This is a genomic window from Mesorhizobium sp. LSJC269B00, from assembly GCF_000502815.1.
Lineage (GTDB): Bacteria > Pseudomonadota > Alphaproteobacteria > Rhizobiales > Rhizobiaceae > Mesorhizobium.
The window spans coordinates 206,899-219,510 of record NZ_AYVN01000004.1; the positions used below are offsets into that span (position 1 = coordinate 206,899).

General features: G+C 63.0%; 12 protein-coding genes. 10 read left to right on the forward strand and 2 right to left on the reverse strand.

Features of this window, described 5'->3' with window-relative positions; translation table 11 throughout:
• Positions 1-3 precede the first annotated feature (3 nt).
• Positions 4-954: an L-arabinose ABC transporter permease AraH gene (gene araH, locus X771_RS153000; RefSeq protein WP_023687901.1), complete on the forward strand. Its 951-nt coding sequence runs from the start codon at positions 4-6 to the stop codon at positions 952-954.
• A 24-nt stretch (positions 955-978) separates the two neighbouring features.
• On the forward strand, positions 979-1,758 hold the full coding sequence (locus tag X771_RS152995; protein ID WP_023687902.1) for an SDR family oxidoreductase: 780 nt from the start codon (positions 979-981) through the stop codon (positions 1,756-1,758).
• A gap of 62 nt (positions 1,759-1,820) precedes the next feature.
• Here the strand turns inward: X771_RS152995 and X771_RS152990 are convergent, their stop codons facing one another.
• The gene (locus tag X771_RS152990) at positions 1,821-2,768 is read right to left on the reverse strand and encodes a GlxA family transcriptional regulator (RefSeq protein ID WP_023687903.1); all 948 of its coding nucleotides are present in this window, start codon (positions 2,766-2,768) and stop codon (positions 1,821-1,823) included.
• An 88-nt stretch (positions 2,769-2,856) separates the two neighbouring features.
• Between X771_RS152990 and X771_RS152985 the strand changes: the two genes are divergently transcribed.
• From X771_RS152985 to ugpC, 7 genes are all read left to right on the forward strand, one after another.
• Positions 2,857-3,564 (forward strand): DJ-1/PfpI family protein, encoded by a 708-nt coding sequence (locus tag X771_RS152985; RefSeq protein WP_023687904.1) that lies wholly within the window; start codon positions 2,857-2,859, stop codon positions 3,562-3,564.
• A gap of 121 nt (positions 3,565-3,685) precedes the next feature.
• The gene (locus X771_RS152980) at positions 3,686-4,420 is read left to right on the forward strand and encodes a FadR/GntR family transcriptional regulator (RefSeq protein ID WP_023668124.1); all 735 of its coding nucleotides are present in this window, start codon (positions 3,686-3,688) and stop codon (positions 4,418-4,420) included.
• A complete protein-coding gene (locus tag X771_RS152975) occupies positions 4,417-5,613 on the forward strand; it encodes a PLP-dependent transferase (RefSeq protein ID WP_023687905.1) in 1,197 nt (398 codons plus the stop codon). Before X771_RS152980 ends, X771_RS152975 begins: the two co-directional genes overlap by 4 nt.
• Positions 5,614-5,639: 26 nt before the next feature.
• The gene (locus X771_RS152970) at positions 5,640-6,917 is read left to right on the forward strand and encodes a sugar ABC transporter substrate-binding protein (RefSeq protein ID WP_023687906.1); all 1,278 of its coding nucleotides are present in this window, start codon (positions 5,640-5,642) and stop codon (positions 6,915-6,917) included.
• A gap of 268 nt (positions 6,918-7,185) precedes the next feature.
• Positions 7,186-8,109, forward strand: coding sequence for a sugar ABC transporter permease (locus X771_RS152965; RefSeq protein ID WP_023687907.1), 924 nt, complete (start codon positions 7,186-7,188; stop codon positions 8,107-8,109).
• Positions 8,109-8,957, forward strand: a complete 849-nt coding sequence (locus X771_RS152960) for a carbohydrate ABC transporter permease (RefSeq protein ID WP_023687908.1) — start codon at positions 8,109-8,111, stop codon at positions 8,955-8,957. Before X771_RS152965 ends, X771_RS152960 begins: the two co-directional genes overlap by 1 nt.
• Positions 8,958-8,960: 3 nt before the next feature.
• Complete coding sequence (gene ugpC, locus X771_RS152955; RefSeq protein ID WP_023687909.1) at positions 8,961-10,028, forward strand: sn-glycerol-3-phosphate ABC transporter ATP-binding protein UgpC; 1,068 nt, start codon at positions 8,961-8,963, stop codon at positions 10,026-10,028.
• 2 nt (positions 10,029-10,030) lie between these two features.
• Here ugpC and X771_RS152950 read toward each other — a convergent pair whose 3' ends face one another.
• On the reverse strand, positions 10,031-10,906 hold the full coding sequence (locus X771_RS152950; protein WP_023687910.1) for an AraC family transcriptional regulator: 876 nt from the start codon (positions 10,904-10,906) through the stop codon (positions 10,031-10,033).
• A 213-nt stretch (positions 10,907-11,119) separates the two neighbouring features.
• Between X771_RS152950 and X771_RS152940 the strand changes: the two genes are divergently transcribed.
• The gene (locus X771_RS152940) at positions 11,120-12,586 is read left to right on the forward strand and encodes an alpha-glucosidase/alpha-galactosidase (protein ID WP_023687911.1); all 1,467 of its coding nucleotides are present in this window, start codon (positions 11,120-11,122) and stop codon (positions 12,584-12,586) included.
• Positions 12,587-12,612 lie beyond the last annotated feature (26 nt).

Consider the following 12,612-nt stretch of genomic DNA (forward strand, 5'->3'; position numbering starts at 1 on the left):
ACCATGACCGATCAGTTGAAGAAGATCCTGCTCGGCGAACAGGGCCTCGTCGTCATCTTCATCGTCGCCTTCGTGCTGGTGTCGCTGCTGGTGCCGAACTTCCTCACCGACCGCAACATGCTCGGCCTGCTGCAGTCGGTGGTCACCGTCGGCATTGTCGCCTGCACGATGATGTTCTGCCTTGCCGCGCGTGACTTCGACCTCTCGGTCGGCTCCATCGTCGCCTTTGCCGGCATGGTCGCGGTAATGGCGTCGAACTATACCGGTTCGATCCTGCTCGGGCTTCTCGCGGCAATCGCCTGCGGCGCCTTCGTCGGCTTCATCAATGGCGTCGTCATCGCCAAATTCCGCATCAACGCGCTGATCACGACGCTTGCCACCATGCAGATCGTGCGCGGCCTTGCGCTGATCGCATCCGATGGCCGCGCCGTCGGCATCAACAGCCCGGATTTCTACCAGCTGGCGCTATCCAAGCTGTTCGGCATTCCGACGCCGGTCTGGGTCCTGGCCGTGCTGTTCTGCATCTTCGGTTTTGTCCTCAATCGTACCGTCTTCGGCAAGAACACGCTGGCCATCGGCGGCAACCCGGAGGCCTCGCGCCTGGCCGGCGTCAATGTCGACTGGACGCGCATCTGGATCTTTGCTCTGCAAGGCGTGGTCTGTGGCATCGCCGGCATCCTTTTGGCCTCGCGCATCACGTCGGGCCAGCCCAATGCGGCGGTCGGGCTTGAACTCTCGGTCATCTCGGCCTGCGTGCTCGGCGGCGTCTCGCTTGCCGGCGGCCGCGCCACCATGTCGGGCGTCATCGTCGGCGTGCTGATCATGGGCATTGCCGAAAACGCCATGAACCTGCTCAACATCCCAGCCTTCTACCAGTACATTGTGCGCGGCGTGATCCTGCTGCTTGCCGTTTTGCTCGACAATCTGCGTTCGTCGGCACTGGGCCGGCGCTGACCATCTTGCAGTGGAGTGACAGCCATGGCTGAGCGCCTGTCCGGCAAACGCATCTTCCTCACCGGCGCCGCGCAAGGCATCGGGCTTGCCATCGCCGGGGCCTGCCTGGCCGAAGGGGCAAAACTGTTCCTGGTCGATCGCGACGGCGCGCTGCTGGACAAAACGGTCGCCGGCCTTGCCGCACCGCAGGGCCATGTCGGACATACCGCAGCCGACATCAGCGACGGGGCCGCGATTGCCGCTGCCGTCAGCCGGGCGACCGACGCGATCGGGCCGATCAACGCGCTGATCAACAATGCGGGGATGAATGTGTTCTCGACGCCGCTCGAGGCGACCGAGGAGGAGTGGAATCGCAATTTCGACGTCAACGTCAAGGGCGCCTGGAATTGCAGCAAGGCGGTGCTGCCAGGAATGATCGCAAATGGCGGTGGCGCGATCCTCAACATCGCCTCGACGCACAGCTTCACCATCATCCCTCATACCTTCCCTTATCCCGTGGCCAAGCACGCGCTGCTTGGGCTGACCAAATCGCTGGCGCTGGAATATGCCGGGCAGGGCGTGCGCGTGAACGCGCTGGCGCCCGGTTATGTCGAGACGCAGAAGGCGACCGACTATTGGAACAGTTTTGCCGATTCGGTTGCGGCGCGCGCCAGGACGCTGGCGCTGCATCCCGGCGGCCGCATCGCCTCGGCGCGCGAGATCGCGCTGGCCGCTGTGTTCATGATTTCTGAGGAGTGCCCGTTCATGAACGCGGCGACCCTCGTCGTCGATGGCGGGCTCAGCCAGCTACAGCATCCCGCCTGAACGCTGGAGAGGCTCTATTTCTACGGCGTCGACCGCCGGCTTAATGGCGCAAGCCCTCGCGATCAGAAACGCTCGCGATAGGCGCGCGGATTGGTGCCCAGCACGCGCAAAAAACCGCGCCGCATGGTTTCTTCCGAGCCGAAACCGCAGCGGCGGGCCGTCTGGTTGACGGGCTGGCCCCGCTCCAGCATCCGTCGCGCCGCCTCGATCCGGATCTCCTCGATCGCGCGGGCGGGTGTCCGGCCCGTGGCCTCGCGATAGCGCCGCGAGAAGCTGCGCGGGCTCATATTGGCGTGGTCGGCCAACTGCGTGAGCGACAGGTCGCCGGCCAGATTTTCGAGGATCCAGCCATGCAGCCGGTCGAAGCGCCCGTCGCCTTGCTGCAGCTTGAGGGTTTGGCTGAACTGCGCCTGGCCACCGGGACGTTTCAGGAAGACCACCAATTCGCGCGCCACGGCAAGCGCCGTGTGCCGGCCAAGGTCGGCCTCGACAAGGGAGAGGGCGAGATCGATCCCCGCCGTTACGCCGGCGGATGTCCAGACATTGCCGTCGCGGATGAAGATCGGATCGGGTTCGAGGCGGACCGCGGGAAAGCGCCGGGCGAACTCCGCGCAGCGTCCCCAATGGGTCACCGCGCGGCGGCCGTCGAGCAGGCCAGCCGTCGCCAGCAGCATGGCGCCGCTGCAGACGGAAGCGCTTCGCGTGGCATCGCGCGAGCGGCTGGCAATCCATTCGACCAGCTGGGCATCGTCGCAGGCCGCGTTGACGCCCCATCCGCCGGGGACAAGCAGCGTGTCGATCTCACCTCCGTGGGTTGGCAGCGCCGTGGCCTCCAGCACCAGACCGGCCGAGGTCCTTATCCGGGGCGAGGCGGCGACGACCACGACCTCGTAGGGGGCCGGCTCGCCCGCCTGCCGCTTGAAGTCGTTGGCGCTGGCAAAGACCTGGAGCGGTCCGCTGACGTCGAGGAGCTGGATGTCGGGATAGGCAAGCACTTCGATACGGCGCATCGGGTTTTGGCCTGAAACGAGGGGTGAATGGCAATCGTGCCAAACCATGATGCCGTAGATTGCCCGAAGTCAACCCACGGAGATTTCCATGCCCCTTCGTTTCGGCATCCTCGTATTCCCCGACGTCCAACAACTCGACCTCACCGGCCCATACGAAGTCCTGGCATCGGCCAAGGATGCCGAGGTGGAACTGATCTGGAAGGATCGCAACCCGGTGATGTCGTCGACGCACCTCTCCCTCACCCCGACGGCGACCTTTGACGATTGCCGGCCCCTCGACGTGCTGTGCATTCCTGGCGGGGCCGGGGTCAACGCGCTGCTGGAGGACCAGACAGTCCTCGATTTCGTGTGGGAGCGCGCGGGGCAGGTGCGCTACATCACCTCCGTTTGCAGCGGTGCCCTGGTGCTTGGGGCGGCCGGACTGCTGAGGGGCAAGCGCGCGACCACGCACTGGTATGCGCATGATTTCCTTGAGGAGTTCGGAGCGATCCCGGTCGACGAGCGTATCGTCGAAGACGGCAAGCTCATCACCGCCGGCGGCGTCACTTCGGGGATCGACTTCGGCCTGGCGCTGGTTGCGAGGCTGCTTGGACAGGAGGAGGCCGAGATCGTGCAGCTCTCGCTCGAATACGCCCCGGCTCCTCCCTTTCGGTCCGGCACGCCCGCCGAGGCGTCGCCTGCGGTGCTGGCGCAGGCAAAAAAGCGCCTCTCTGGTTCGAGGCGGGTTCGCGAGGCAATCTTCGCTCGCTGGCGCGAGGCTCGCGCCGCCGCTGCGCCGGCGCGCATCCACGGCTGAAGCAGCAAGGCCGAAGGTGCATCCCCTGGCCCTTCGGCCTCGCTGCGTTTCCACTGTTGACAGGTCCCTTCGTCTGTGCAGAAATTGGTTGGACCATTGAACCACTTCGGTAATAGCCCCGGTGACCGAATTCAGCCTTCCGCCGATCCAGACGACGGCCCGCGACGACGCGGTGCTGAAGGCGTTGGCCGGCTTCGTCATGCGCGAGAAGCTGGAACCCGGTGAGAGGCTGCCGACCGAACGCATCCTCGCTGAGCGTCTGAAGGTCAGCCGCAACACGGTGCGCGAGGCGCTGACGCGCTGGGAAGGGCTTGGCCTGGTCGAGCGCCGGCAGGGCTCGGGCACCTATCTCAAGGCCGCCGTCTCGCTTGACATGCTGCACATGCCGCTGACGCTTGCCGGCGGCAATGATTTCACCGGCCTGATGCGCACGCTGGAAATCCGCCGCGCGCTGGAAGCGGAAGCCGCCGCCCTTTGCGCCATTCGCGCCGACAAGGACGACCTCGCCGAGATCGAGCGCAAGCTCGACATCATGGAAGAAGAGTTTCTCAGCCGAGCCGGCATGTCGTCGGAAGAGGACTGGGAATTCCATCAGGCGATCTACCGCGCCTGCGGCAATCCGCTGTTCGAGCAGATCATCGCCGCCATGCACGAGCTGTTCCACCGCTTCTGGGAACATCCGCTCGGCGTGCGCGATTTCGGCCATGCCAGCTTTCCCTACCACCGCACCATGTTCGATTGCATCGCCGCGCACGACCCGGAAGGCGCCCGGGCCGAAGCGCTGAAGCTGATCGCCACGGTCGAGGACGATTTGAAGCGCGGCGCCGCCAACCTCAAACTTTCGGTCCGCACATGAACGAGCACAGCTTCGACCCAGGCATTTCCGGCAGCGACTATCTCGCCGAGGCGGCGACGCTTCTGGCGCATGACGACCCGTTCCCCGGCAATGCGGTGGTGCCGCCGATCTACCAGACCTCGCTGTTCACCTTCGCCAGCTATGCCGACATGGCCGATACCTTTGCCGGGCGCAGGAAGCAGCCGATCTATTCGCGCGGCGACAACCCGACAGTGATGGAATTCGAGTCACGCGTCGCAGCGCTTGAAGGTGCTGAAGCCGCACGTGGTTTTTCGAGCGGCATGGCTGCGATCAGCGCGACGTTGCTGGCTTTCGTCGGCGCAGGCGAACGCATCCTTGCGGTACGCAACTGCTATGGCGACGCCTACCGACTGTTCGAGCGGTTGTTCCCGCGCCTGCATATCAAGGTCGACTATGTCGACGGCTCCGATCCGGATGCGGTGGCCGCGGCACTTCCCGGTGCGAAACTGCTCTATCTGGAAAGCCCGACCTCGATGATGTTCGAGCTGCAGGATCTCGAGCATCTGACGCGGCTGGCGAACGAGCAGGGCATCGTCACCACCATCGACAATTCCTGGGCCACGCCGGTGTTCCAGAAGCCGATCCTGCACGGCGTCGATCTGGTGCTGCATTCCGCCTCGAAATATCTCGGCGGTCACAGCGACACCGTCGCCGGCGTGGTGGCTGGCTCGGCCGCTCACATCAAGCATATCAACGACCAGACCTATTCGCAGCTCGGCGCAAAGCTGTCGCCCTTCGAGGGCTGGCTGCTGTTGCGCGGCCTGCGCACGCTGCCGCTGAGACTGCCGCATCACATGAAGAGCGGGCTCATCATCGCCGAGCGCTTGAAGGCGCATGACAAGGTCGAGCGGGTCAATCATCCCGCCTATTCCAACCATCCCGGCAAGAAGACGCTTGCCGGCTATGCCGGGCTGTTCTCCTTCGAGGTGACGGAGGATGTCGACATTCCCGCTTTCGTCGATGCGCTGAAATTTTTCCGCATCGGCGTCAGCTGGGGCGGTCATGAAAGCCTGGTCGTGCCGGCAAAGGCCTCGCTCGAGCAGACACCGGGTCTCAATTCGATGGCGCGCTTCGGCGTCAGCCCGCGAACCATCCGCTTCAATGTCGGATTGGAAAGCGTCGAAGACCTCTGGGCCGACATCGGCCAGGCCTTCGACAAAGCAAAAAAATGACTGGGTTCAAAATGGGAGTTCTGAACATGAAACGACTGAGCATCATGCTTGCCACCGCTGCCGGCCTGGCGATGTCCGCCAGCGGCGCGCTGGCCGATACCACCCTCAAGCTGGTCGAGGTCATCACCAGCCCGCAGCGCACCGAATTCCTGAAGAAGCAGATTGCCGAGTTCGAGGCCGCCAATGCCGGCGTCAAGGTCGAGGTGGTCTCGCTGCCCTGGGGGCAGGCTTTCGAGAAATTCCTCACCATGGTGCAGGCCGGCGATACGCCCGACATCGTCGAGATGCCGGAGCGCTGGATGGGCCTGTACGCCACCAACGGCCAGCTCGAGGATCTCGGCCCTTACATGGCCAAATGGGACGACGCCAAGACGCTGGGCGACCGCGCCAAGCAATTCGGCTCGACCGTCAACAACACCCAGTTCATGATCCCGTACGGCTACTATGTGAATGCGCTGTTCTGGAACAAGAAGTTGTTCAAGGAGGCCGGTCTCGACGGCCCGCCGGCGACACTCGACGACTTCATCGCCGACTCCAAGAAGATCTCCGCCATTCCAGGCAAGTACGGCTATTGCCTGCGCGGTGGGCCGGGCGCCTTCAACGGCATGCACATGTTCATGAACATCGCCGCTGGCAAGGGCGGCTACTTCAACGAGGACGGCACCTCGACCATCAACGAGGAGGGCTCGGTCAAGGGCCTGCAGATGCTGGCCGACATGTACAAGGACGGGCTGGCGCCCAAGGATGCGGTGAGCTGGGGCTTTAACGAGACCGTCACCGGCTTCTATTCCGGCACCTGCGCCATGCTCAACCAGGATCCGGATGCGCTGATCGGCATTGCCGACAAGATGAGTGCCGACGATTTTGCAGTGGCGCCGCTGCCTGTGGGGCCAAGCGGCAAATCCTATCCGACGCTGGGCTATGCCGGCTGGGCGATGTTCGCCAACTCGCAGCACAAGGACGATGCCTGGAAGCTGATGGCGACGCTGTTGTCGCCCAAGGACAATCTCGAATGGGCCAAGGAAGTCGGCGTCGTGCCGATCCACAATGGCGCCGACCAGGATGCCCACTTCAAGACCGAGCAGTTCAAAGGCTGGTTCACCGAACTCAGCGACGCTTCCAAATATGAAATGGTGACGCCGCCGACACATCTGGAGAACCTCGGCAATTTCGTCGACCAGGTGGCGATCAAGAATTTCCAGGAAGTGCTGCTCGGCCAGAAGTCGGCCAAGGACGTTGCCGATCAATGGGCCGCGTTCCTGACCAAGGAACAGCAGGACTGGCTGGCCAAGAACAAGAAGTAGTTCTTCCACCTTCTCCCCGTTTACGGGGAGAAGGTGGCCCGAATGCATGTCGCCCAAAAGTGCGTAGCGGTTTTGGGACAACGACATGCACAGACAGGCCCGGATGAGGGGCAGCTCGAGCACCCCAAGGCTGGCGCCGCCCCTCATCTGCCTGCCCGTCCTCCGCAGCAGCTGTGCTGCAGCTACGGAGGGTGGACCGGCATCTGTTCCCCAATGAACGGCGACGCTTGTTGCCAATCCGCTCCTCCAGGAGACGATCCAGAAGCCAATGACCTACGCCGTACCCGAAATACGATCCGCAGGCCGACCGCGAAAGAAGCGGCTGACGCATGCAGCAATCGAGCCCTGGCTTTATCTCAGCCCGGCGATCGTTCTGCTGGTCGTGGTGCTGCTGGTGCCGCTGATCATCGGCATCAGCTATTCGTTCCGGAAGTTCTCCGCCTTCAAATCCGAATATGTCGGCCTCGGCCAGTATCAGGCGATGCTGACCGACCAGGTGCTGGGGCAGGCGCTGGTCAACACGCTCTGGTGGACCGTCGCCAGCCTGTTCTTCCAGTTCTTCCTCGGCCTGGGTCTGGCGTTGCTGCTCGACAAACCGTTTGTCGGGCGCAAGTTCGTGCAGGCGGTGGTGTTCCTGCCCTGGGCGGTGCCATCTTTCCTGTCGGGCCTGACCTGGGCGTGGCTGTTCAATCCGATCATCGGACCACTGCCGCATTGGCTCTTCACGCTCGGGCTGAAGGCCGAGCCGACCAATGTGCTGTCCGATCCGGCGACCGCCATGTGGGGGCCGATCATCGCCAACATCTGGTTCGGCATTCCGTTCTTCGCCATCACGCTGCTGGCGGCGCTGAAGTCGATCCCGTCGGAACTGCATGAGGCGGCCGCAATCGACGGCGCTTCGCCTTGGCAGCGCTTCACCAAGGTGACGCTGCCGTTCCTGGCGCCGACCATCGTCATCACCGTCATGCTGCGTACGATCTGGATCGCGACCTTCGCCGATCTGATCTTCGTCATGACCGAGGGCGGGCCGGCAGGCTCGACCAGCACGGTGCCGGTCTACATCTATGTCAGTGCCTTCAAGTCGCTGGACAAGGGCTATGCCTCCGCGGTGGCGGTGCTGCTCTTGATCTTGCTGATCGCCTATGCGATCGCGCTGATCGCCATCCGCCGCTTGCTGGTGAGGCACGTCTGATGATTGCCGGACGCTCCACCTCCTCGCGCATCTTCAGCGGCATCGGCCTCTACGCGGCGATTGCCGCCTATATGATCTTTGCGCTGTTTCCGATCTTCTGGACGCTGAAGATTTCGGTAACGCCGGAGCGGCTGCTCTATTCCGAGGGCATCACGCTGTGGCCGTCGCAGACCTCCTTCCGCAACTTCATCACTGTCCTGGAAGCCTCTGACTTCCCCCGCTATTTCCTCAACAGCGTTATCGTCTCGGTGTCGACGGCGGCCCTGGTGACAGTCATCGCCACGCTCGCCGGCTACGCCATGTCGCGCTTCACCTTTCGCGGCAAGGCAACGCTGGCGATCATGCTTTTGCTGACGCAAACCTTCCCGCTGGTGATGGTCATTCCGCCGATCTACCGCGTCATGGGCGAGCTTGGCCTGACCAACAGTCTGGTTGGTCTGATCATCATCTACACCGCCTTCAACACCGCCTTCGCCACCTTTCTAATGCAGTCCTTCTTCGACGGCATTCCGAAGGATCTGGAGGAAGCGGCGATGATCGACGGCTGCACGCGGGCGCAGGCGATGCGCAAGGTGATCGTGCCGCTGACCTTGCCCGGCATGGGCGCCACGCTCGGCTTCGTCTTCACCGCCGCCTGGAGCGAATTGCTGTTCGCGCTGATGCTGATCTCCAGCGACGACCAGAAGACCTTTGCCGTCGGCCTGCTCACCTATATCGGCAAGTTCGCCGTGGACTGGGGGCAGATGATGGCGGCGTCGATCCTGGCGCTGATCCCGGTCTGCATCTTCTTCGCCTTCCTGCAACGCTATCTCGTCACCGGCCTCACCGCCGGCGCGGTCAAAGGATAATCGATGGCTTCCGTCACGCTGCAAAACGTCGAGAAGGATTACGGTTCGCTGCGCATCCTGCACGGCGTCGACCTCGAGATCGCCGATGGCGAGTTCGTCGTGCTGGTCGGCCCGTCCGGCTGCGGCAAGTCGACCCTTTTGCGCATGATTGCCGGGCTGGAGGAGGTGTCGGGCGGCGAGATCCATATCGGCGATCGGCTGGTCAACGATGTCGCGCCGAAGGACCGCGATATTGCCATGGTGTTCCAGTCCTACGCGCTCTATCCGCACATGGATGTGTCGTCGAATATGGGTTTCAGCCTGCTTTTGAAGAAGGCGGAGAAGACGACGATCGACGGCAGGGTAGGGGCGGCGGCCAAGCGCCTCGGCCTCGACAGTTTCCTCGGCCGTCTGCCCAGGCAACTGTCCGGCGGCCAGCGCCAGCGCGTCGCCATGGGCCGCGCCATCGTGCGCGATCCCAAAGTGTTTCTGTTCGACGAGCCGCTCAGCAATCTCGACGCCAAATTGCGCGTGCATATGCGCGCCGAGATCAAGGCGCTGCACCAGCAGCTCAAGACCACATCGGTCTATGTCACCCACGACCAGATCGAAGCCATGACTATGGCCGACCGCATCGTCGTCATGCATGACGGCTATGTGCAGCAGGTCGGCCATCCGCTCGAACTCTACGATCGGCCGATCAATACTTTTGTGGCCGGCTTCATCGGCTCGCCCGGCATGAATTTCTTTCCGGCGACAGTGGCCAAGGGCGGCAAGGTGGACGCGGTGCTGGCCGACGGCCAGAAGCTGCGGTTGCCTGATGGCTTGCCGTTGAAGGATGGCGATGTGCTTACTGTCGGGCTACGGCCGGAGCACATCCAGCTTGCCGACGATGGTCCGCTCAGGGCAGAGGTCGAGGTGGTCGAGCCGCTCGGCCTGTCGACGCAGTTCTATGTCCGGCTCGCCAACCAGCTGGTTTGTGTCTTCGTCATGGGACGCAGCACTATCCGGCCTGGCGATAAGGTGCGGCTGTCTGCCGATCCGGCGGCGCTGCATCTGTTCGATCCCGCAAGTGGCAACCGCATCGGGTAATCCTATCGAAGGCTGCCCAGGCTGGCATACATGCCGGTGGTGCGGAACTGCGTCGGGTTGATGCCGTAGAGCCGGCGGAAGACTTTCGAGAAATAGTTGGCGTCCTCGAAGCCGCACAGGATGGCGACCTCCTTGACCGGCAGGAAATCGGCTTTGGTTAGCAGCTTCGCCGCCCGCTGCAGCCGCTGCTGCAGCACGAACTCGGCCGGCGGAACGCCTTCGCTCTCGGCGAAGCAGCGCGAGAAATGGGCGCGGCTGAGGCCGCTGATCTGGACGAGCTCGGCCACGGGCAAGGGCTTGTCGAGATTGGCGTTGATATGATCGATGACCGGCTGCATGACGCTCTGTTTCTCAGTGAAGGCGTGCGAGCCGAAGACATCGTCGTAAAGCGCCATCGCCGCCTCATAGGCGATTGCCGAAGCAGCGCCAGGCGAAGCGCCGCCCTTGATCAGGCGCAGGCTGCAATCGGCGAGATGATCGATCGTCTCCGGCTGCAGCCGAAACACCGGGCCGGAGACGCTGAGTATGGATTTGTGGACGCGCAGCGCCTCCTCGCCATTCATCGAGATCCAGAAATATTCCCAGCGGTCGCCCTTCTCCAGCCAGTAGCGATGGTTGTGTGGCACCAGCACCAGCAGCGTGTCGTTGGCCTGCAGGCGGTAGTTGCGGTTCTCGTAGCGCAGCTGGCCGGTGCCGCTGATCGTGTGCTGCAGCACGGTGAACGGTGTCTGGCCGCGCTTGCGCCCATCCCAGTCATAGGTCACGCCCTCGCGTACTTCATAGCCGGTGCTGGTTGGCATGGCATGCAGGCGCTGGCGGCCGCGCGGCAGCGAGATGGTGCGCATCAACTGTCCGTTGGCGATCAGATCATGCAGCACAAAATTACCCTCGAAAGCATAATCGTTCTCTGGCCGCGCCCTGGAATAACGGCATAATCCAAATCCTGAGAACGCGAAAGACCCGCGGTCGAGGAGCGGGCGGGGAGGAGAACGAGCCGGAATTCCGGCTCGAATGGCATGCGCGCCGAGGCGAGCCGCCATTCCCTTTCCTGTTGCTCCTTACCCGGCATTCGAATGCATCGAGGTGAGGTGATGAGTTTCAAAATCGCTATTATCGGCGCCGGCAGCGTGGGCTTCACCAAGAAGCTGTTCACCGATATTTTGTGCGTCCCGGAATTCAGCGACATCGAATTCGCGCTGACCGATCTCAGCGAACACAATCTGCAAATGATCAAGGCGATCCTCGACCGCATCGTCGAGGCCAACAAGCTGCCGACCAGGGTGACGGCGACGACCGACCGCCGCAAGGCGCTGGAAGGCGCGCGCTACGTCATCAGCTGCGTGCGGGTGGGCGGGCTCGAAGCCTATGCCGACGATATCCGCATTCCCTTGAAATACGGCATCGACCAGTGCGTCGGTGACACGATTTGCGCCGGGGGCATCCTCTACGGCCAGCGCAACATCCCGGTCATCCTCGACTTCTGCAAGGATATATTGGAGGTCGCCGAGCCAGGCGCCAAATTCCTCAACTATGCCAACCCGATGGCGATGAACACCTGGGCGGCGATCGAATATGGCAAGGTCGATACGGTCGGCCTCTGCCACGGTGTCCAGCACGGCGCCGAACAGATCGCCGAAGTGCTCGGCGCCAAGTCGCACAGCGAACTCGATTATGTCTGCTCCGGTATCAACCACCAAACCTGGTTCATCGATTTGCGGCTCAACGGCCGCAAGATCGGCAAGGACGAACTGGTGGCTGCCTTCGAGGCGCATCCGGTCTATTCGCAGCAGGAAAAGCTGCGCATCGACGTGCTGAAGCGCTTCGGCGTCTACTCCACCGAAAGCAACGGTCATCTCTCCGAATATCTGCCCTGGTATCGCAAGCGGCCGGACGAAATCACCCGCTGGATCGACATGTCCGATTGGATCCATGGCGAGACCGGCGGCTATCTTCGCTACTCCACGGAAACCCGCAACTGGTTCGAGACGGAATATCCGCAATTCCTCGAAGCGGCGTCGAAGCCGCTCGACGTATCGAAGCGCTCGAACGAGCATGCCAGCCATATTCTCGAAGCGCTGGAGACGAACCGCGTCTATCGCGGCCACTTCAACGTCAAGAACACCGGCATCATCACCAATCTGCCGCAGGACGCGATCATCGAATCGCCCGGTTTCGTCGATCGCTTCGGCATCAACATGGCGTCAGGCATCACGCTGCCGGAAGCCTGCGCGGCCACCTGCATGGCTTCGATCAACGTTCAGCGGATGTCGGTGCATGCGGCTGTTACGGGCGACATTGACCTGCTCAAGCTCGCGGTGCTGCACGATCCGCTGGTGGGTGCGGTGTCGACGCCGGAAGAGGTCTGGCAGATGGTCGACGAGATGGTCGTCGCCCAGGCGCGTTGGCTACCGCAATACGCCGATGCCGTGCCGGCCGCCAAGGAGCGGCTTTCGAAATCGATGGTGAAAACCCGCGACTGGGCGGGTGCGGCGCGGCGCAAAGTGCGCTCGATCGAGGAACTGCGCGCCGAAAAAACGGCCCTGAAACAGGCCGGCTGAGAATGCTGGCAGGCGGACAGCGGGAG